This is a genomic window from Blautia sp. HCP3S3_G3, from assembly GCF_052063365.1.
Lineage (GTDB): Bacteria > Bacillota > Clostridia > Lachnospirales > Lachnospiraceae > Blautia_A.
Window position 1 is genome coordinate 16,690 of sequence record NZ_JBQHXR010000008.1, and the last position, 21,016, is coordinate 37,705.

Below are 21,016 nucleotides of genomic sequence, written 5' to 3' on the forward strand. Positions count from 1 at the left end.
TCTTTCTTTCGCTGAAGACGTCCCGGAGGATTTCTGCAGTCATCAGAATTTTCCTCCGCTTCCTCCATGTGTCGTTCCGGAAGAACTGGTGTGTGTGGTGCTTCCACCGGAACTACTGTTATTATTAACTTCGATTTTTCGAGAAGTCACAAATTTTCTGATAAAACGGTCAGAATTCATTGTCAGTACAAAACTTCCGGGAACTGAATAATCTTCCGCATCCGCTTTGCCTCTTACAGATTTCAATTTTCCCTTTTTTATAAAAGCGATCACGTAACCGAGACCAAGTCCGACTGCCAGATCCACCAGTATCAGGAATGGATCAAAGGGCTCTTTCGGCATATTTCCCTCATGATATGGTTCTCCTGTTTTTGCCTGTGTGATGAAATCATCGCAAAGTTCTGCAAATACGGAAAAAGCATCCGCATATTTCCCATCACTCAGATCCGGCAGGAATTTTTCGGATATGTAATCAAGTCCCTCATCTGTGAAAGCTGTGATCCCAAATCCGCAGGTACTGATCCACCAATCTCTCTCCTCCATGCTTACCAGGAGTATGATACCGTCGCGTTCCGTTCCCATCCCGTATCCGTTATAATCATAAAAATCATCGGCATATTCCATGGCAGTCTTGCCGTCGAGTCCGTCCACTGCCGCTACAACAACATCACAGCTCTGACGTTCACTGATCTCATTCAGCTGCGCCAGAATACGCTCTTCTTCCTCATCAGTTAAAAGATCCGCTTCATCTGTAAGCCTCGGCAAAAGCCTCTCATCCGGTATCGCTTCCGCTCTGGCCGGTACCGTCCACACTCCCGTTAATGCAAGAAGGGCAGACAAAAGAACCACTTTTATTCTTTTTTTCATGATCTTCCCCTCCTACACCAGTGTCATGATGATCTGGATGATACAAAGCAGAGCGCTGATTCCAAGTCCCCACCCTGCAGCAAATCTCCAGAACTGTTTTTTGTCAAGCGGCAGATCTCCCACCATTTTTCCTGTCTGGCCATTCATAGCAAATATATATTTTTTCCCAGCCCAGGTAGTATTGAGAATCCATACAGGATAAAGTGCATACCAGTACCGTGCATTGCGGGTCTGAATGTTGGTATGAGATTCTGATACATTCTGATATCCCTGAACGGTTTCACGAAATGCATTTATGGCACTGCTGCGGATCCTGTTGTCTGCACGCCTGATACATTCCTCCGCTTTCATATCGTAGCGGTCAGCAGCATATCCCGCAAGGTAAGCCGGATTAAAAGGAACAGCTTCCGAAAAATGATAAGGCTCTATGGACTCCATCAGTGCATCGTCCATTTTTTTGGAACAGTCAGTGGGAACATTTTTGAAGCTTACGCTGCCGCTCCTGTGAATTTCATAATAATTGTGCTCCGTGTACTCCATACTGCGGTCCTGCCATATGCGTATTTTCTCTGCATTATAGGAAATATCTCCGTGAACCTCTGCGTCAAATATCCAGAATGGTACATAGATACCCTTGATTTCATCGATGTGATTTTCTGCTTTGAAAACTTTCGGCAGGAAATTTTTGCCTTTTAAGTGTTTGTAATAAGCTTCTTTTGCCGCTTTTTTGTCTAATTTAAACGGAATCACGTAATCCGGTTTTAAATCTCCGGAAAACTGTCCCTTCATAACAACAGGGTTGCCGCAGAACGGGCAGGCAGAAGCACCTGTTGTTTCATCAGCAATGATTTCACCACCGCAGGACTGGCAGGAATATATTCGCATTCCTTCTGTTTCGCCATCCTCCCACTGACCGCTGCCGTTCGCCGTCCAGTCCGGACTGCCGTTATCTGGATCCCCGCCATCGGCTCCGCCCTGAGCCATCTGATAATCTGCGATACTCATTTCCGTATCGCAGTAAGGGCATTTCATCTTCTGACTGCTGCTGTCAAATTCCATAGCCCCGCCGCAGGCAGGGCATTTATACTCAATAACCTCAGACATCCGGTATCATCTCCTTCCCGTACACTTCCTGTCATCTTATCATCTTCTGCTTTGGTGCAGAAACTTTATATGTACAAGTTTTAAGATATCATTTTTATCTCATATCGTTCCCATCGATCGGATCGCCGCACTGCGGACAGAATCTCGGGATCTGAGTTGGATCTTCCGGAACCCAGCCGCATTTATCACAGCGGATGCCATTTGGCTGCTGAGTGTATATGCTATTTCCGTTCATTCCATTAAACTGCTGGTTATAACCTCCCTGCACTGCATTCATCTGCTGACCGTAGCTACCCTGCGCTGCGCCAAACTGCTGATTATAACTACCCTGCATTCCATTCACCGGCTGGCCATAGCCATTCTGCATCCCATTTACCGGCTGGCCATAGCCGCCCTGCATTCCGTTTACCGGCTGGCCATACATTCCGCCCTGCATTCCGTTTACCGGCTGACCGTACATTCCGCCCTGCATTCCGTTTACCGGCTGACCGTACATTCCACCCTGCATTCCATTTACCGGCTGACCGTACATTCCGCCTGCCTGCGGAGCGTAACCCATTCCGGTAAGCGCAGCAACAATCTGGTTTCCGGTATTTTCCATTTCTGACATTTTCATGCGGTCATGCTCATCAACGGAAGAACTGTTCAGTCTGAAGTCCATATCATCAAACCAGGGGGAATTGATTCCCAGTTTAATGGAATAATCATAGGAATATTTATACCTTGGAGGATTATAATCCTTCAGATTTCCTTCATTATCACGGTACTGTTCTTCCCTGCGGTTCTGTTCAATATTCAGACGGCAGCTTACCACCTGTGACAGATCCACAATATCCGGATTGTTTTCAGCACTGAAGCGTAATGCTACTGTAAACTGTCCCTTTGTATCATCAATAAATACATGATAGCTGTCTCCCGCAAATTCACGGGTAATCTGAAATGCCTGAACTTTCGCTTTATTTGCTTCTCTGTATGCCAGCTGTTTTTTGATGTCCTCTACTGTACTGTGACGGCGCTCCTCAAACCATGGAGAAAGTTTCTTTGCACAGTCCTTGCAGAGATTGCCGTCGTCAAGCTTGCGGTTTCCAAGAAGACCGATTTCACCGCCGCAGATATCACATACTTTTTTCTCAAATACTTTTCCAAATAATCCCATAAACAATAGTCCTCCTTTTATAAAATCTCCTTTTATAAGATTTACTTTTATAATATCTCTTTCTAAACAATATATCTTACGAAAAATTTCCTGCTTTTAAATAATGTCTCCATCATCAAACGCATCTCCGCACTGCGGGCAGAATTTCGGCGGATGCTGTTTATCTTCCGGTTCCCATCCGCATTTATCACATTTGTACTGAGGAACTCCTGCAGGTTTCGGCCTGCCGCATTCCATACAGAATTTCCCTTTATTCAAGGCACCGCAGCTGCAGGTCCAGCCTTCCGGGGCTGCAGGTCTTGGTGCACCGCAGTTCATACAGAACTTGCCGCTGTTTTTCGCGCCGCAGGAACAGATCCATTCGTCCGCAGGTTTTGGTACGGGTTTGGGATTACCGCAGTTCATACAGAATTTTCCGTTGTTCTTTGTTCCGCAGCTGCAGATCCATTCACTGCCAGTCTGTACGGACTGTCCCGCAGAGAAATTCTGCTGTCTCTCGCTCATCATCTGCTGACGCTGCATTTCCTGATTTCTCGCCTGCTGTTCCGCTCCCATCTGAAAGAGAGTCTGTGCATTCATGCCGCCTGCCTGGGAAGCCATATTCATGCCCATAAAGCCCATCATGGCACCGTTTTCATTGGATGCCGCCATTTTCATGGCATCTGCCTGAGCGCCTGTCAGTGTGGCGGCTGCCATCGTTGGATCCCTCATAATGGCAGTTCTCTGTGCCTGTTTGATCATTTCCGCGTCTTCCGGGGGAAGGGTAACCTGATTCACACCGACGGAAACAATCTCCAGCCCGCGAAGCTGCGACCATTTTTTGGTAAGTGCTTCATTCATGGCTTCGGAAAGCTCCTGAACATGACCCGGAATCGCGCTGGGCCGTATTTGAAGTTCTGAAATCCTTGCAAAAGCAGGCTGAAGCGCTGTCAGAAACTCTGCTTTCAGCTGGCTGTCAATTTCAGCTCTTGTATATTCTGATTCCACATTTCCGCAGACATTCGTATAGAAAAGCACCGGATCTGCGATCCTGTAGGAATAAATTCCATTGCAGCGCACTGATACATCAATATCAAGACCGATATTTCTGTCTACGACCCTGAATGGGATCGGACTCGCTGTACCGAATTTATTATCCACCAGTTCTTTGGTGTTGATATAATACACGCGCTGGTCCTTGGGTGCATCTCCGCCGAAGGAAAAACGCTTTCCGATATTTTCAAATGTCTGAGCAATTCCTTCTTTCAGATCACCGGTAAAAATACTGGGTTCCGTGGACACATCATAAATGAACTCGCCCGGCTGCGCACAGAGTTCTGCCACACGTCCCTGATCTACGATCAGCATGCACTGTCCGTCCGCTACTGCGATAACGGAGCCGTTTGTGATAATATTATCCTCTCCGCGTGTATTGGAAGAACGTTTGCCTGTTCGTTTTCTTCCTTTTTTTACAAGAATGTCCTTATCCATTGCTTCACAGTAAAAATAGTCTTTCCACTGATCTGCCATCACGCCGCCGACTGCTCCGACAGCTGCTCTTATTAATCCCATGGTGATTCCTCCTTCATTTACGGACGTACATCCGCATTAGTAAATACACTGTCATCTTTCAGATAATGGATCTCAATAACCTCTTCTCCGTCCAGATCAACTAAAGAATACGTAAATTCCGTTGTCTCATCAAAATCTTCGGTATATGCCGTACCGCTTCCATTCGCTCCTTCTGTCCATTGAAGAACGATCGAATCTCCTTCAAAACCGATGGTTCCTTTCAGTTCATTCTCAAATGCAGTTCCTTCAAATGTACATGCATCCCTGTTAATTGTTACGTCAGACCATCCCCAGTTGATGTTCATGATCCTGTCAAAGATCTGCTGTCCGTTGGTACCGTCATAATACCATGGATTCCTGCCTTTCATCCTGTAAAAATCGCTGCTGTAATTTTTCCTTTTTTCATCGTTTCCTCCTTTCTTCTAGAGACGGTTTATTCTTTTTTCGAAGTTACATGCTGTCAAGAGCTGCTGCCAGATATTCTCCGGACACAGAGGAATAAAAAAATCCGTCTATGACCCTGTTTTTCTTTGCATCCTTGATCTGTTCAGCCAGTTCCTGATCCGCATTTTCATCGCACAGCAGTGCAATTTTGCAATCCGGGAGTTCTGATCTTATCCTGACAATTGTCTTCATACGTTCTTCCAGTGTATAGTGCGGCACTCTTGTCACTTCCATGAGAAGAATGTCCGCGTCTAAAGAACAGCAAGTGCTGAAAGGCTCGTCAGGATCACTGGTCAGAATTCTCTGTGCCATTATTTCACCGCGTTCATTCAGGTATTTAATAAGTGCGCCGGACAGAAGTCCGTTCTGTGTACTTATGACGCCAATGCGCAAGGATATCACCTCCTCTGCATACTGCTGTTTTTTTCTATTTTATGAATTGTTTATATTAATTCATATACTAAAATTAGTATACTTTTCAATGTATTGGTAATTATGCACAATAATATAATGGATTCAGCAAAAGATTCCGAGAATCTCTATCATATATAATAAAAAAACAGGCATAGTATACCTAATGTCATACGTTGCCTGTTTTTATAATTCATATCCTTTTACAGCCTTTAATAACCACTAAATCTTTTAATAAATTTATCTTTTAATAACCTTTAATAACCAGTCCGCTTTCCCTGGCTGCAACAGCCAGTTGTGTGCGTGATTTAAAGCCGGTTTTTTCCAGCATGACTTTTACATATTTTCGAACCGTCCATGCAGACAGATGGAGCTCCTCTGCAATTTCCTCATCTGTATCACCGCTGGTCAGTTCACGGAGAATTTTCAATTCACATTCTGTAAATTCCGTGCTAAGAGCATTCCCGACTTTTAACTTCGGAACAGAATCCGGGTAAACAGATTCTCCGCTCATTGTGCGGTCCATAATAGAAAGAATGACTTCCTCCGAAGGTTCTTTATACCAGAAACTGTCAACTCCGGCTTCTCTTGCACGATTGATAAAATCACATTCCGGCTGGCCTGTCACGATAATTATTTTAATCTTCGGATGATTCTTTTTGATCCTGGCTGCCGCGTCAAGACCACTGGCATTCAGAGCCGTACAGACATCCATAATGATCAGATCCACCTGCTTTTTCAAACAGTAGAGTTCTGCCATGGACGCACTTTCGATCGCTCCTGCCATCCGGTATCTTTCGCTGTTTTTCATATAGATCTCAAATAGAGTCCTTGCCATCGGATCATCTTCCACAATCAGTACATTTATCATGATAACACCCTTCCTGTTGTCATTGGCAGTGTAACATTCAGCACAAAATGAGGACGTGCTGAAATTTTCATGGATCCTCCCGCTTCTTCCAGACGGAGTCTTAATGCCTCGAGGCCGCCGCCCACGGTAATTTCTCCCGCCGGCCTGCGCCCGTTGTTTGTAAAAGTTACTTCAAGTTTATTCTCTGATTCATACAGTTTCATTGAAAGCTCATCCGCACCTGCATGGCGTACTGCATTTGTAAGAGCTTCCGCTGCTGCCGCTACAATCAGTTTTACTATTTCTTCATTATCAGGAAGCTCTCCCTCAAGAAGAATCTTCACTCCTGCAGAATTTGCAGCATTGACAAAATAATTCCATGTTCTTCTGAAATCCTGCGGTACCGACTCTTGTTTCAGTAAGGCGACTATATAATTCCATCGTTTCAGAATATCCTTTTCCTGCAGCGGAGCTGCCTCATGGAGAAGATAAGATCTTGATGCAAGAAGCGCCTGTCCTATTTCATTATGGATGCGCATCTTTGTCTCAAGTACTTCACGGCTTCTTACAAAAGAATCAATATTTTCTCCATACTGTCTCAGCCGGCTGTTCATTTCAGTCAGATCCCGATTGTTTTCCTTTAATTCCTCAGACAGTTCATACAGATCTGTTGTATCTGCTGCTGTAATCTGTACTACGGTATGATCCTCTACAGTCAGCATCTTTTTCCCGAACGTCCAGATGGTACTGTCACTGAGACGAATGCTTGGGGTATTTCCCTCTGAGATACGCTCTGCATCGTTGCATACACACCCGCTGCACAGGATATTCCAGAATTGTTCCGCATCCTGAAAATCCATTCCTGTAACAGCATGGCATAACACTTCCATTCGGTGGTTTGCCAGAAGGATTCTCCCGTTCGGAGCAGAAAAACTAAGCCCTGTCGGCAGATTATCAATACTTTCTTTAATTGATGAGACTGTTATGGAGTTCCTGTAATACTTTAATATCCTGTATAATGATAAAAAGGTAAAAATACCGATAATCAGTACCATCAGCCCTGCAGCTTCTGCCGGAAACTGAAACAGCCAGTTCCATCTCTTTTCGGACGGGAGCTCACCGTATACTACTATCTGCTTATTAACATATCTGAGAAAAATAAGTTCCGTAAAGGTCAGCAGAAAAACCGGCAGAATATATTTGACCAGATATTTCGTTTTTCCCTCAAAGGAAGCGATCAGGCAGCCGATCTGTATCAGAGACAGGAAATACAGCATCATCATCACTATGCCTCTGATATTCTGATGTACGGTATATAATGCTGTCATATCCGGTCCTCTCCTTTCTCCAGATGAAATTCAACCCAGAGAATATCATCAGATCTTCTGGCAGTTACCCTGCCGCCCAAAGCTGTCCATTCTGTTTTTTCCGGAAAACATACTTCGCAGCTGCAATCCATCTGAAGCCGCATAAAAATGTTTCCATTGGAGATCCTCAGTTTTATGAAAAGGGCATTTAATCCGCATAATGTCTGTTCAAATGCCTGCTGTGCCATGTCATAAACAGCAACAAGACGGTTTGCCTTTACTTTTCCTTCGCATTTGCTGTCCAGAGAACATAAAATCCCTGCCAGACGCAGATTGTCAAGGGATTCCCTCAGGCAGAACTCCATTTCCTTCGCAGGAATATCATCAGTATCTTCCGATATCAGCAAAAGATTGCTTCTTCGTTTTATGTAGGCACTGATGATACAGATCTTTATCAGATTGTCACGGATATCAGATGAGGAAGATTCTTTGCAGAGAAGATTTTCAATCTCTGTGATCTGGGTATTCACTTCTCTGGAAATTCGATCATACAGACGGTTTTTTTCAGCTATCCGAAGACTTTTTTCCTGGAGATCCAGTTCCGCTTTAATCAGATCATTTTTATGAGCAAGCTCTTTTCCTGTTTCTTCCAGTTCTTTCGTGTAGCGATTAAGCTCGGTAATATCATCCCACCAGAATACATAACCGTGGGAAATCGGGGCACTTCTGAGCCTCTTGTTTTCAAGATTGACAGAGCCTGATAAAGCCAGGCGCATCATCGTTTCGTCCACGGGCTCTGACGTATCGGATGTGTAGCAGGGATGAAATTCATCGTCTGTTATACGCGCTTCTATCGTGGAAGCGCCAAAAAGGAGTCCATACTTCGAGTTTGTGCGGATAAGGCCGCTCTGTATACTGCTCTCCAGCAAAAGAATAATCACAAAGCAGCTTACAGTTGTGAAATCCATATTAAGGATTCCAAGACAATAGAGAAGCCATACGACAAGCGCTCCGCCAAGGACAAGAAGCGGTGTTCTTTGAAACCATCGGTTTCCCGGTGCCCGGCATTTCACCAGAAGCATAACGAGAGAATAGATCCCAAGAGATATGGACCAGAGGATCACCAAAAAATAACAAATCTTGTATGTATAATTGTTATAATCATTGATTCCCTCCGGAAAGCCAAATACGAGACGGTGTACATCATTGGTAAAAACCAGTCCAATGAGAAACAGAGCAGGCAGATACAACAGCTGCATTCTCTTTGGTTTTTCATAGGAATCCACTTTGCCGATGTATTCCTGAATATAAAAGCAATATAGCGGAATCAGTATGATAGGTATATAATAGGCGTACCATAAGTAACGGCATATACTTGTATCATAAAAAAAATAGTATTTCACTGCCCGGATATATTGCCACAGGATCAGTTGAAAAGTCACAGAAAGCATATAGAAACGTACAGATTTCTGCATGACCCTACGCCTGATGGAAATCAGCCAGACGATTGCGATCCCCATATGGATCATTTCTCTGCTGAATCGCAGAAATGTATCCGGTATGATCCCCGGCAGCGTGATCACATACCTTACAATATAAGCATAAACCAGCAGAACACCAAGAATGCCGGCAGATAGCAGCTTTTTTTTGTCTAACCTGTTCATGAAAACTCCTCATCTACTGTCTGTCAACAATAGATTCTCCATAGTATTTCGGATATCTGATTCTATCTTAGCGTATTCATGTTTTCATTACAAGGATATTTTTGAATAACGACCGGATTCTCATCGTCAAACACAAACATTTTTCCATATAACAGATTGAATCATGATCCGTGGTATTTTATTTTTTCATGATTTTTGGTATAATGGTTCGAAATATATTGGAATCTAAAGGAGGATCTTGTCAATGACATATAAAGAAGTACTTGCGCAGGCAAAGGAATGCATCGGTTCCTACTGCAAGGCATGTGAGATCTGTAATGGAAAAGCCTGCCGCAATCAGATACCCGGTCCCGGTGCCAAGGGCAGTGGAGACACTGCGATACGGAATTATGATAAATGGCAGGAAATACGGATCAATATGGATACCATCTGTGAAAACAGAGAACCGGATACGAAGCTTGAAATATTTGGACAGTCGTTCCGCTATCCGTTTTTTGCAGGTCCTGTAGGAGCAGTCAATCTCCACTACGGCGACAAATACGATGATCTTACCTATAACAACATTCTGGTAAAAGCCTGCAAAGACAATGGAATCGCTGCTTTTACCGGAGACGGCACCAACCCCAAAGTCATGGAGGGGGCTGCACAGGCAATCGCAGCCGCCGGCGGAATCGGTGTTCCAACTATAAAACCCTGGAATCCTGATACAATTAAAGAAAAGCTGGAACTGTGCAGAAAAGCGGGAATCTTTGCAGCTGCCATGGATATTGATGCTGCAGGTCTTCCGTTTCTGAAAAACATGACACCGCCTGCAGGAAGTAAAACCGTTGAAGAGCTGGGTGAGATTATAAAATCGGCGGACGTACCGTTTATCGTAAAAGGAATCATGAGCGTTAAAGGTGCGCTAAAAGCAAAAGACGCCGGTGCTTCTGCGATTGTTGTCAGCAACCACGGCGGACGTGTTCTTGACCAGTGTCCTGCAACCGCGGAGGTTCTGGAAGAGATCGCTGATGCCCTTAACGGAACCGGAGTGAAAATACTTGTGGACGGAGGTATCCGAAGCGGAACGGATGTCTTTAAAGCGCTGGCTCTCGGAGCTGATGCGGTATTGATCTGCCGTCCTTTTGTCACCGCGGTTTACGGCGGTGCCGAAGAAGGTGTGAAAACCTATATCGAAAAAATAGGCTCGGAACTTGCAGATACCATGTCCATGTGCGGCGCACACGATCTGAAATCCATTACAAAAGAAATGATTTTTTATAAATAATACTATGAAAACCAGAACCTCCCTGCCGGACAATGTACTTCATGCAAATTCGCCTGTTCGGCAAGGAGGTCAATCATTCCATTTGATTTGTAAGAATTCCATTTAATTTCACAAAAAAGCACTGGATTTCTCCAATGCTCTTTCATAATCATGGGTCTATGATATGATGATTTATAATCTCACTGCAACATCCGGATAATTCGTAATAATTCCATGAACACCAAGCCTTATGAGCTTTTTCATCAGTTCTTCATCATTGACTGTCCAGGTATTGATTCCAAGACCATATTCCCTGGCTTTTTCCACATATACTTCTGTCACTGCAGGATGTGACGGGTGAAGGAACTGCATCCCCAGTCTGTCTGCGTATTGTGCTTCATCCACAACAATGCTCTCTTCCAAAATCCCGCAGGGAATATCAGCGGCAAGCTCTTTAAACTTGAGAAGAGAATAGTGATTAAACGAAGAAATAAGTACTCTGTCTTCCAGATGATATTTCTGAATCATCTTCCACACCTTCTCTTCCATACCCGGATAGGGAAAAATGCTGTTTTTCAGTTCTATATTCGTAACCATGGAAGTTCCGGCAATCATGCGGCAATACTCATCCAGTGTGGGGATTTCTGTTTTTCCGAACTGATCGCCCCATTTCCCGGAAGCATTCAGCTCTTTGATCTGATCCAGTGTATAATCCCGGATATATCCTTTGGCACCGGTTGTCCGTTCCACACCCTCGTCATGAATAATAACAAGTTCACCATCTTTTGTCAACTGTACGTCAATCTCGATACCATAGCAGCCGGTCTCCACTGCCTTTGTAAAAGCAAGCATCGTATTCTCAGGATATCTGCCTGAAAATCCGCGATGTGCAAATATTTTTGTATGTGTATTCATACGAATTCCAATCCACCTTTCTATTTTCCTACGGACACCGGATCCTTAGCAGAAGTCTCTGTCTCAGATTTCCTCCGCACACCGGGTATCCTTTGGATATTCCACTCCGTCCGGGAGCGGATCCCAGTCATTAAGTCCAAGACTCTGTTTAAATCTGGCCTGTTCCATCGTCAGCTTAGACATGTCTTCCTGAAGATACTCCATCAGCTCATCGATTCCTTCTCTTGTAACATTGTTTACCAGAAAAATGCGTTCACATCCCGCATTGATCATCCATTGCTTCACCATTTCCACATTGGCATAAGGGGAATCGATCTTTGTTATAATTCCGATCAACGGACGAAGAATAAAGCACCTGCAGCTTGCTCCAAACAGATTAAACGGTTCATCTGCCGCCTGAACAATCGCCACCACATCCGCTTCAAAAGAAAAGCATGCCAGACCCACACTGAAACGTTTGGATTCTGCATATTCTCCCGGAGAATCAATCGTATCCTCATCTGTTGTAGTATATTGCGTTTTTACATAATGAAGCTCTTCACCTTTCAGTGCCTGTGTCAGAGAAGTCTTGCCGGCTTCACTTCTGCCCATTAAAAAAATTTTTTTCATGTATTCACCTTATCGTGCTGTCTGTATGAACAGACACTTCTGCTCTATCTATTCTCAGCTTTTATGAACCGCGCAGGTTTTGAATCCCAGTTCCTCAGAGAAGAAACGGACAACTTCCTCCACTGCCGTCTGTACCTGGGAAAGTCCTCCGGTAATGATCAGAGAACCACAGAAACGGTCCATAAATCCAATCTGAATATCTGCACTTTTCATTGCGACATCTGCCGCTACGACAACTGCCTCCCAGGGGGTAAAGCGAATCAGTCCAATGGATTCTCCCGTATGATCTTCTCCCTCATGGACACCGATATGAAGACCGAGATTCTGATAAATACATGCATCGGAAGGACTCAGCACATGTGCAAGGCAAACTTCTTTGCCAGGAACACGTACACGGGTCATCCGCAGTTTTTTGCCTTTCAGATTTTCGTAATCCTCATGGAAGATCTTTTCCAGCAGTTCTTTTTTGGTCATTTGAGCCATAAACCGCACATCCTATCTTTTTGTAATATTGCAGACTACATATCCCAGAGAATCACGGAAATAATCAACAACTTCCGTTAATGCGGAAATGACATCGGAAATTTCTCCGGTAATGATCAGCGTTCCGGTAAAACGGTCTGCGAATCCAAGATATACATTGCCGCTCTTTACTGCGATATCAGATGCAATGACTGCTGATTCCGGCGGTGTCATATTCATAATTCCAATGGCTGAGGAACGATAGTCCAATTGCGGGTTTAATCCGAGTTTCTGGTAAATGATCGGAGCAGGGCCGCCCATCACATGTGCAAAAGTAATCTCCTTGCCTGCTACGGTCTCCTGTACGATTCTGATCTGTTCTTCATGTTCATTTGCCATTTCGTAATTCCTCTCTTTCAGAAATTTACAAATATTTCTTTAATGATACTATCATAGAAATCTGATGTCAAGTCAAAATCCCACGAAAATCTGGCAATTTTCGATGCGAATCGGGCAAGAAACAACATTTTTTATTTGGTTTTTCCAAAAAGGTTTCTCATATTGACCAGCAGATTGGTCTGTGCTATATTGAGATTCGGAGAAGAATTTTTTTGTCGAATTTTGGCAAAGATAAATGGATGAGGGGATGAAGAGTTGAAAAAAAACAAATACGAGATTGATATGTGCAGCGGGTCGATCATGGATAAGCTGATCTCTTTTGCACTGCCTTTGATGCTTTCCGGTGTTCTGCAGCTGATGTTCAATGCTGTAGACATCGTTGTGGTAGGACGGTTCAGCGGAAGCAAAGCCCTGGCGGCAGTAGGTTCTACAACAGCGTTGATCAACATGTTTACCAACCTGTTTATCGGCATTTCACTGGGTACCAATGTACTGGCCGCACGTTTTTTTGCAGCAGGCAAATCCAAGGAAATGTCAGAGACGGTACATACTTCTATTCTGTTTGCTATGATCAGCGGTGTGTTCATGGCTTTTGCGGGACTTATCTTTTCCAGACTGGCACTGGCACTGATGGATACACCTGCGGATGTTATTGATCAGTCCACGCTTTATATGCGAATCTACTTTCTGGGAATGCCGTTCTTTATGCTTTATAATTATGGTGCTGCTGTCCTTCGGGCAGTTGGAGATACGAAGCGGCCATTAGTGTTTCTGATCATTTCCGGAATCATCAATGCGCTGCTTAATATGCTACTGGTGATTGTCTTTCATCTTTCCGTATCGGGAGTTGCCATTGCTACCGTTGTTTCGCAGATGATTTCCTGTTATCTGGTCCTGCGCTGCCTGTACCGGTCGGAAGGAAGTTATCAGCTTCGATTTTCAAAATTAAAAATCAAAAGCTATTACCTGAAACAGATTTTCCAGGTGGGAATCCCTGCAGGACTTCAGAGCACGATCATTAATTTTTCCAATGTGCTGCTGCAGTCTTCTGTAAATTCTTTTGGTTCCGTTGCCATGGCAGGTTATACGGCTGCAAACAATATTCTGGGATTCCTTTATACTTCGATTAATTCGGTCACACAGGCCTGTATGAGTTTTACCAGCCAGAATTACGGAGCAGGTAAATATAAACGAATTGATAAAGTTCTGGTAGAATGTATGTTTCTGTCAGTGACAGTTGGTCTGGTGCTTGGATGCAGTTTTTATGTTTTCGGTCCGGAAATTTTGAGAGTTTATACCAGCGATCCGGATGTGATCCGGAGCGGTATGGAAATTCTTTCCTATACGACGGTTACTTATTTTCTATGCGGTCTGATGGATCTGTTTCCGGGACCGATGCGCGGACTTGGTTATTCTGCAGTGCCTATGATTCTTTCCATTATTGGAACGGTAGGAACCAGAGTGGTATGGATTTTCGGTATCTTTCCGCATCATCGTTCCCTGGATATACTGTTCATCTCTTATCCTGCATCCTGGATTATTTCTATTATTCTGCAGGTAATCTGTTTCTATTTTGTAAGGAAACGGGTATATGGTTATGCAGTCAGGGAAGAAAGACAAAAGTAAATAATCTGATTTTAAAAAGTCTGATTTTTATCTCATATTATCATAGGAAAAATCATTATAGGAAAATGCAAAGTACTTTTTATCAGAAGAAATGCTTCAGGTTCAGTCCTGAAGCATTTTTCTGATTGGTTCTGCAATTGTCCGGGTGGTTGCAGCAATATCTGCATTTACAAGATAGGGAAGTTCCTTTCCCTCCCAGTCGCTGATCATGCCGCCTGCTTCTGTAAGAATCAGGCTTCCCGCTGCATAATCCCATGGTTTCAGATTCTGTTCGATAAAGCCGTGCTGACGCCCGCATGCAACATAACAGAGATCCAGCTCTGCGGAACCTGTTCTGCGGAAATCTGCGACAGATTTGAAAATTCGATGAAACAGGGGAAAAAGCAGTTCTGCCCTTTCTTTCTCATAAGGGGAGGAGCCGTAGGATATGACTGCGTCTTTCAGTGCAATCTGATTATTTACCTGAATTCTTTCTCCGTTGAAATAAGCACCATTTCCAAGGGACGCGAAGAACAGTTCTTCATGGAACGGGTTGTATACTGCCCCGAAGGTAATCTGTCCCTGTTCATATAATGCCAGTGCAACCGCGCTCAGTCCGTAATGGTGAATCAGATTGGTGGTTCCGTCAATAGGATCCAGAATCCAGTATCTGGCATCCGGTGACAAATCCCGGTTTTCCTTCTCTTCTGCAATCATACGGATATCCGGAAAACGTTCTTCCAGTTCTTTTTTCAGAAATTCCTGTACTGCAAAATCAACATTTGTGACATAGTCAGCGGCACCTTTTACCGTGACTCTGGCTGCTTCCAGCTCTCTGTAGATTAATTCTTTTGTTTTTCTGACCAGCAAAAGTACTTCGGTCTGTTCCTTTTCATTCAGCATCGTAATTTCTGTTTCCTTCTTTCCTAAAATATGATTTGCATCCAGTACATCGTTGTACAGTTTATGGAATTTCGTTGACTTCTATTACCTAGTACATCGAAAAATAAATAACCAGCTATATCACTTGCGTGATATAGCTAGTCATTTATTTTTCGATGTACTAGTCAACGATCATACAACATGTCCGAAATAATAAAATCCCTTACAGGTATCAAGGCTTACATTGACATAGGTTCCGATCATAGACGGATCTCCCTCAAAATGCACCAGAAGATTATGCTCTGTGCGGCCTGTCAGCATGCCTTTTTCTTTGCTTTCTTCTTCTACCAGAACTTCTTTTACGGTGCCGGTAAAACGGGAAGAGACTTTTCTGCCGTTCTCCTGCACAAGAGACAGAAGACGTCCGAATCGTTCTTTTACCACATCTTCCGGTATCTGATCCGGCATTTTGGCTGCAGGTGTTCCGGTTCTTTTGGAATAGATAAAGGTAAATGCCGTATCATAATCTGCTTTTTGTACCACATCCAGTGTTTCCAGGAAATCTTCTTCTGTTTCTCCCGGGAAACCGACGATAATATCTGTGGTCAGGGAAATGTCCGGAATTGCCGTGCGGATTTTCTCCACCAGACCCAGATATTTCTCTTTATCATAACGGCGGTTCATTTTCTGCAGGATTCTGCTGCTTCCGGACTGCAGTGGCAGATGCAGGTGATGACACACTTTTTTGCTTCGTGCCATTACTTCGATCAGTTCGTCAGATAAATCCTTCGGATGAGAAGTCATGAAACGGATTCTCTTTAATCCTTCAATTTCCTCAATCTGTGTAAGCAGTTCTGCGAAAGTCACCGGGTGTTCCAGAGTTTTTCCATAGGAGTTTACATTCTGGCCAAGAAGCATGACTTCCGTGACTCCATCATCAACCAGTGCTCGAATCTCATCGATGATTGCCTGTGGTTCACGGCTCTTCTCTCTGCCTCGTACATAGGGAACAATACAGTAGCTGCAGAAATTGTTGCAGCCAAACATGACATTCACGCCGGTTTTGAAAGAATATTTCCTGGAAGTCGGAAGTCCCTCCACAATCTCATCGGATTCCTGCCAGATATCAATGATCTGGCTGTCGGAAGTCAGTGTGCGGAAAAATAATTCCGGGAATTTATGAATGTTATGGGTACCGAATACAAGACTGACAAATGGATAGCTCTTGCGAATTGTTTCTACCACATGCTGCTCCTGCATCATACATCCAAAGAGAATAATTTTCATATCCGGATGTTTTCTTTTGATACTCTTGAGATGACCAAGGTGTCCGTATATTTTCTGATTGGCATTTTCACGAACCGTACAGGTATTATAGATCACTGCGTCGGCATCTTCGGTATCCACTTTTGTATATCCGATTTTTTCCATCATGGCAGCTACGGATTCGGTCTGCAGGGAATTCATCTGACATCCTTCATTCTCGATGTAATAAGTAGGTCTGCGCCCTTCATAAAGGGAAGGAAGCAGATCTGAACATTTCTGAACATATGTTAACTGAATTTGGGTTTCATTTGTATTACTCAAAGATGATCCATCCTTTCCGTTCTTTAGACAATCTCTATCATACAGAATTTATCGGGAACTGTCAAAGAGTTTCTGCTGAATTGAACAATTAAATTATCCATGTCTGTTCAATGACATAATATATTCCAGAGGCAGTGTATGGATTTCCTGGTAATTCTGTCTGCATTCTTCTGCCTGTTCTTTTGGGCTGTCATGTATGATTTCCGGTGTTTCAATCATAAATGCAGGCTGTTTTGTGATTTCTCCATAATACTGTTCCGGTGAACCGGTTCCTGTCTGCTCTTCCCGGCGTCTTCCTCTTTCTTCATCCGAAGATTTTTCCAGCCGGTAGCAGGAACATTTTTGAAGATGGCGCGCCAGCCGGTAGCTTCTCTGGTTATAGGCAAAAGATTGGGGATGCCTCAGATAAACAATTCGTTTGCCAAGATATCGGAATGACAAAAGACCGGCACTGCGATATTCCTGGAAAATCCGGATCAGGGCTTTTGTTTCGTTTTCGCTTGCCGGCTCCTGATGAATTCTGTTTCTGGAACAGTAGCAGGTAGGAAAATTCCGCCGGATATCCATGCCTCTCGCATTATAGGAAAATCCGTCGGAATCACGCTCCATCATTTTCAGCATCTGCCGATAGATGGGATTACGAATTGCAGAAAAGCCTTTTTCACCTATTTCAAACCCATCCGGATTCACTACGGGAATAAAACAGATCCGTACATCATCCAAAAGTTCTCTTACCTGGTATTCTTCTTCCAGTGTCCAGTTGGACTCATAAGCTCTGCAGTATTCCTGTATCATCTCCACAAGAAAAGAGGACATCCATCGGTCCGCTCCATCCAGTCCTGCAATACAGAAAAGCACAGAAATGCCATGTCCGGCTTCCAGCATGGGAATCATTCGTTCATCATGACTGCTTCCGATTACACGAAACTGGGTAAATGAGCGATATCGCTGCGCAGTTTCCCAAAGTGTATAGTATATTTTTTCATAGGTAAGAGGTTCTGTTGTAATCATTGCGGAATCCTCCCTGATATCCATAGCGGATCATGGTTGAAGTACATGCATGAAAAGCAGTTTATTTGTAGCTCTGGAAAAATAGATTATCCATATGCCTATGTACTCAGGCATATGGATGTTGTCCGTGACTTCCATAATCACAGGATGATAGGGTCAAAAGGTATGTTTTTTCATGCAAGTATGAAACATAAGGTTATTTATCGCGGGTTATACTAGTATAATATATGAAAAGAGACAGGTATTAAGACCTGTCTCTTAAAAATCATCCCGATTGAAATCATCGCATGATCTGCTCAACGTATCGTTTCTTTGCCTGAAATTCGCAGGCTCCGGGGATCCTTTATTCAGTTATTCTTTTGCGCTTTCTTACCAGAACGTAACCACCTGCAAGAAGAGATAATACCGCAAGCATGCCCATGGTTCCGACCGGTGACTCATCTGCTGTATTGGCACCAGTTGCAGTTGCGCTGCCAGTATCCGTTGTATCATCTGTTCTGGAAATCAGATTGCCGTCGGCATCTCTTGTGACCAGATTACCATCTTCATCATAATAGGAATAAGTTCCGTTCGCACCAGGAGTGATCTGTATGTCATCAAATTCAATGGCAGCTGACTGGAACTGGTAAGCGACAGAAGAGATATTATCTGTTGCACGCCATTCATTGCCGGTGTATTTTTCCTGTCTGTAGAAAATGTACAGATTGTAGGTGGCTGCTTTCTTAATACCGCCTGCAGCACCAATTTTCCATGTGCTGTGTTTCTCGCTGTCGGAAGGATTGGAGGAAGTACTCCAGTACAGAGGATTCCATCTTACATCTCCCTCAATCGGATCTGTATTGTCCATTCCGGCACCGGATACGGTGAACGGATAGAAGGTATTCGGATAAAATTCCAGAGGTTTCTCAAGACCGGTTACGGTACTTTCTGTAACAGCCGGTACCTTCGGATCGCGGGTCGGTGTCTGGGTCGGTGCAGCCGGACGGGATTTGCTCTGAAGTTCTGCAACCAATGGTGCAGAAACCAGTCCGCTGTCACTCTTTACGTAAATATATACATAAATCGTACCTTCTGTAGTAATACCCTCTACATAAATCGGGGTATTTGCATTTGCAGCAAGTGCAGCACCTTTGGTACATTTCTCAATAGCCGGAGCAGTGGAGTCTGTTCCATACGTCCAGTAATAAGTACCGGATTTATCTGACTGGAAAATAACGGTTGCGGAATCGTGTCCTGTCCATGATGCATCGACACCGGTAAGTTTCGGGGGACGGGCTGCCGGATCCATATCTTTGGATACAACGACTGCTTCACCGGTATTATCTATGAAGCAAAGATAAATACTGGCTCCATCTGTTCCTACAGCTGTTTTCTCACTTGTAGAGAAAGTGTAGGTAATAGCAGATGATTTGTTTGCGCTTACGGTTGTTTTATGATTGTCCTTTTTGATTTCATCTGCAGTAGGTGCTTTTGTACCGGTCTTTACAACTTTAATGTAAACAGTTGCATCTTTGTTGGATGTTACCGTTAATTTTACTTTATTTGTGCTGAGCCAGGCTGCATCTTTAATCTCTGCGCTTAATTTCGTTTCTTCCGGTGTTTCCTGGGATTTCAGGAAACCGGTTTCGTCAATGGAAAAATCTCCGCTGCCTTCATAGGTAAACTGTGGTAATACATCGGCAAGCGTGATACCTTCAATATCAGAATCCATGCATACAACAGGAACACCTGCTGCCGGATTTTTCATCTGAATACTAATAGTAGACTTTTCCAGTTTATCGACAATACTTACGACAACTGCTTTTTCATCGTTCGGATCTGTTATGGAACTGTCATTTGCAAGCACAATATTGCTTACAGCTCCTTCTGCACCGGTGTTTCCCGTAACAGTTACCGTACCTTCTGCGTATACAGTGGAATCACTGAAGATGGCACCGCCTTCTCCGGTTGTGCTGTTGCCGGTAATGGTACCGCCGCTGAGCAGGACAATTCCCTGTGTACAATGGATTGCTGCACCATTGGCACTTGTCTTATTTCCGGTCAGTGTACAGTTTGCCATTAACTGGAAAGAACCGCCTTCCAATATGGATACAATAGAACCTTCGGACATTTCCTCGGATGCACCATTAATCGTCAGCGTTCCATGGATATCATTGCCATCTTCATCATAATCTTCTGTACCGCAAAAATAAACAAAACTGTCTTTGACTTCAAACATATTTCCCTTGAAGCCGCTCTTCCTGGAAATGGTAATAGTCTTGTCAGCAGGTGTGGCAAACACAATGTTCTTGCCGGTAAGTTTTACTGTTTTGTCAAGAACCAGATCCTGATTCAGAATAATGGTGTCCGGCTCATCATTTGCAACAGGTGTTGTACATGCGGCAAGCGCTTCATCCAGGGTATCAAAAGATTTATCCCCTACGGTAAACGGTTTTGCAGCTGCTTCTGTAGGAGTAGGTGTGGCACCCTCTCCTTCTTTCAGATTTCCTTCTGCAGCAGAGGGAATTTCAACGACAGGCACTTCTCCAGGTGCTGTGGTTGGAACTTCTGTTGGTGTCTCAGCTGGTGCTTCTGTCGGTGTCTCAACTGGTGTTTCTGTCGGTGTTTCGGTTGGTGCTTCTGTCGGTTCCTCTGCCGGAGCCTCTGCCGGTGTTTCTGCCGGAGCCTCTGCCGGTTCTTCTTCCGGTGTTTCAGAGGCTGCTGCTATTCCTGCATCTGAAACATCTTCTATCGATAATTCGCTGGCATCTTCTGCAAATACTGCAGCAGGTGCCATACTGAAAGTCAGGGCTCCTGATAAAAGTAAAGCAAGTACTTGTTTTTTTCGCATAATAAATCCTCCCCATAAAACGAGCATTCATAAAATAAATAAAAAAGTGATATAATGTTTCCTGCCATTCAGAAGGCCGATTTATAAATAAATGAACGGTTGTAAAACATTATGAT

Annotated in this window: 19 protein-coding genes; 2 read left to right on the forward strand and 17 right to left on the reverse strand. The window is 43.9% G+C overall.

Annotation, left to right across the window (positions count from 1 at the left end; genetic code table 11):
- Positions 1-42: 42 nt before the first annotated feature.
- The 9 genes from ACTNEW_RS09100 to ACTNEW_RS09140 all read right to left on the reverse strand — a co-directional run bounded on the left by ACTNEW_RS09100 (position 43) and on the right by ACTNEW_RS09140 (position 9,354).
- Entirely contained in the window at positions 43-867 is an 825-nt protein-coding gene (locus ACTNEW_RS09100) for a TPM domain-containing protein (RefSeq protein ID WP_441060131.1), read from the reverse strand.
- Positions 868-879: 12 nt separating this feature from the next.
- Positions 880-1,971, reverse strand: a complete 1,092-nt coding sequence (locus tag ACTNEW_RS09105; RefSeq protein ID WP_441060133.1) for a hypothetical protein — start codon at positions 1,969-1,971, stop codon at positions 880-882.
- 94 nt (positions 1,972-2,065) lie between these two features.
- Complete coding sequence (locus ACTNEW_RS09110) at positions 2,066-3,127, reverse strand: DUF4428 domain-containing protein (RefSeq protein ID WP_441060135.1); 1,062 nt, start codon at positions 3,125-3,127, stop codon at positions 2,066-2,068.
- 96 nt (positions 3,128-3,223) lie between these two features.
- Positions 3,224-4,678: an SPFH domain-containing protein gene (locus ACTNEW_RS09115; RefSeq protein ID WP_441060137.1), complete on the reverse strand. Its 1,455-nt coding sequence runs from the start codon at positions 4,676-4,678 to the stop codon at positions 3,224-3,226.
- 17 nt (positions 4,679-4,695) lie between these two features.
- On the reverse strand, positions 4,696-5,046 hold the full coding sequence (locus tag ACTNEW_RS09120) for a hypothetical protein (protein WP_441060139.1): 351 nt from the start codon (positions 5,044-5,046) through the stop codon (positions 4,696-4,698).
- Positions 5,047-5,128: 82 nt separating this feature from the next.
- A complete protein-coding gene (locus ACTNEW_RS09125; protein WP_441060141.1) occupies positions 5,129-5,515 on the reverse strand; it encodes a hypothetical protein in 387 nt (128 codons plus the stop codon).
- Between the two features lie 265 nt (positions 5,516-5,780).
- Positions 5,781-6,404, reverse strand: a complete 624-nt coding sequence (locus ACTNEW_RS09130; RefSeq protein ID WP_441060143.1) for a response regulator transcription factor — start codon at positions 6,402-6,404, stop codon at positions 5,781-5,783.
- Positions 6,401-7,711 (reverse strand): hypothetical protein, encoded by a 1,311-nt coding sequence (locus tag ACTNEW_RS09135; protein ID WP_441060145.1) that lies wholly within the window; start codon positions 7,709-7,711, stop codon positions 6,401-6,403. The genes ACTNEW_RS09130 and ACTNEW_RS09135 overlap by 4 nt, the downstream gene beginning before the upstream one ends.
- Positions 7,708-9,354: a histidine kinase N-terminal 7TM domain-containing protein gene (locus ACTNEW_RS09140; protein WP_441060147.1), complete on the reverse strand. Its 1,647-nt coding sequence runs from the start codon at positions 9,352-9,354 to the stop codon at positions 7,708-7,710. Before ACTNEW_RS09140 ends, ACTNEW_RS09135 begins: the two co-directional genes overlap by 4 nt.
- A gap of 244 nt (positions 9,355-9,598) precedes the next feature.
- On the opposite strand from ACTNEW_RS09140, the gene ACTNEW_RS09145 reads away from it, so the two are divergent.
- Positions 9,599-10,621: an alpha-hydroxy-acid oxidizing protein gene (locus tag ACTNEW_RS09145; RefSeq protein ID WP_441060149.1), complete on the forward strand. Its 1,023-nt coding sequence runs from the start codon at positions 9,599-9,601 to the stop codon at positions 10,619-10,621.
- A 171-nt stretch (positions 10,622-10,792) separates the two neighbouring features.
- Here ACTNEW_RS09145 and ACTNEW_RS09150 read toward each other — a convergent pair whose 3' ends face one another.
- From ACTNEW_RS09150 to ACTNEW_RS09165, 4 genes are all read right to left on the reverse strand, one after another.
- Positions 10,793-11,515: a glycerophosphodiester phosphodiesterase gene (locus tag ACTNEW_RS09150; protein ID WP_441060151.1), complete on the reverse strand. Its 723-nt coding sequence runs from the start codon at positions 11,513-11,515 to the stop codon at positions 10,793-10,795.
- A 63-nt stretch (positions 11,516-11,578) separates the two neighbouring features.
- Positions 11,579-12,124 carry a EutP/PduV family microcompartment system protein gene (locus tag ACTNEW_RS09155; protein WP_441060153.1) on the reverse strand — a complete coding sequence of 182 codons (546 nt, stop codon included), beginning with the start codon at positions 12,122-12,124 and terminating at the stop codon, positions 11,579-11,581.
- A 54-nt stretch (positions 12,125-12,178) separates the two neighbouring features.
- The gene (locus ACTNEW_RS09160) at positions 12,179-12,607 is read right to left on the reverse strand and encodes a BMC domain-containing protein (protein WP_441060155.1); all 429 of its coding nucleotides are present in this window, start codon (positions 12,605-12,607) and stop codon (positions 12,179-12,181) included.
- Positions 12,608-12,619: 12 nt separating this feature from the next.
- Positions 12,620-12,985, reverse strand: a complete 366-nt coding sequence (locus ACTNEW_RS09165; protein WP_441060157.1) for a BMC domain-containing protein — start codon at positions 12,983-12,985, stop codon at positions 12,620-12,622.
- A 282-nt stretch (positions 12,986-13,267) separates the two neighbouring features.
- Between ACTNEW_RS09165 and ACTNEW_RS09170 the strand changes: the two genes are divergently transcribed.
- Positions 13,268-14,611 carry an MATE family efflux transporter gene (locus ACTNEW_RS09170; RefSeq protein WP_441060319.1) on the forward strand — a complete coding sequence of 448 codons (1,344 nt, stop codon included), beginning with the start codon at positions 13,268-13,270 and terminating at the stop codon, positions 14,609-14,611.
- A 102-nt stretch (positions 14,612-14,713) separates the two neighbouring features.
- Here ACTNEW_RS09170 and ACTNEW_RS09175 read toward each other — a convergent pair whose 3' ends face one another.
- From ACTNEW_RS09175 to ACTNEW_RS09190, 4 genes are all read right to left on the reverse strand, one after another.
- Complete coding sequence (locus ACTNEW_RS09175; RefSeq protein WP_441060159.1) at positions 14,714-15,493, reverse strand: inositol monophosphatase family protein; 780 nt, start codon at positions 15,491-15,493, stop codon at positions 14,714-14,716.
- Positions 15,494-15,664: 171 nt separating this feature from the next.
- Positions 15,665-17,059 carry a tRNA (N6-isopentenyl adenosine(37)-C2)-methylthiotransferase MiaB gene (gene miaB, locus ACTNEW_RS09180; protein ID WP_441060161.1) on the reverse strand — a complete coding sequence of 465 codons (1,395 nt, stop codon included), beginning with the start codon at positions 17,057-17,059 and terminating at the stop codon, positions 15,665-15,667.
- Between the two features lie 93 nt (positions 17,060-17,152).
- The gene (locus ACTNEW_RS09185; protein ID WP_441060163.1) at positions 17,153-18,070 is read right to left on the reverse strand and encodes a M14 family zinc carboxypeptidase; all 918 of its coding nucleotides are present in this window, start codon (positions 18,068-18,070) and stop codon (positions 17,153-17,155) included.
- A 343-nt stretch (positions 18,071-18,413) separates the two neighbouring features.
- Complete coding sequence (locus tag ACTNEW_RS09190; RefSeq protein ID WP_441060165.1) at positions 18,414-20,900, reverse strand: hypothetical protein; 2,487 nt, start codon at positions 20,898-20,900, stop codon at positions 18,414-18,416.
- Positions 20,901-21,016: the final 116 nt, after the last annotated feature.